General features: G+C 75.9%; 1 protein-coding gene. It reads right to left on the minus strand.

Translation table 11 applies throughout. The features are described 5' to 3' along the window. Positions 1–552 (minus strand): DUF5129 domain-containing protein (locus HMPREF3105_RS01410; RefSeq protein WP_141762382.1); only part of this gene is annotated, 552 nt, incomplete at both ends.

Raw genomic sequence — 552 nt, forward strand, 5'->3', positions numbered from 1 at the left:
GCGAGCGCCGCGGCCGCGGCGCCGCCGCCCGCCACACCGACGATCCCCGCGCCGAACCACAGTTCGGGAGCCTGCCACCAGGGGCGCCCGATCAGCTCGGCGGCGGCGTCCGTCACCTCCACGACCGTGTCCGTCCACCGGGCCGCACGGGCCGCCTCGTGTCCGGCCTCGCGCACCTCCCGCAGCCGGTCCGTGCTGAGCATCCGGTCCTCGCCCACGTACACCCCGATCAACCGGTTGTCCGGGTCGAGCGCCACGATCACGAGGCCGTCGGCCCATTTCTGGCCGTCCGCGCTGAGCCAGTCCGGGTGCTCCGCGCGAGCCCGCTCGAGCACCCGCCCGTTGAACGCCTGAGACGCGCGGTCGTCGTCCAGTGCGGACAGGTCCGGGCCGCGCTCGGTGACCACGGCGACGCGGGTCGGCTCCCGGAACTCGATCCCCGCCAGGTCACGGCGCAGCTGGGCGAGGTCGATCACGCCCGCGTCATCCACGAGCTCCACCTGGTCCCAGGCCACGGCGTGGGCCTGCGGCGCGGCGGCGCCCGTGACCCCC

It is taken from the genome of Micrococcus sp. HMSC31B01 (assembly GCF_001816085.1).
Classification (GTDB): Bacteria; Actinomycetota; Actinomycetes; order Actinomycetales; family Micrococcaceae; genus Micrococcus; species Micrococcus luteus.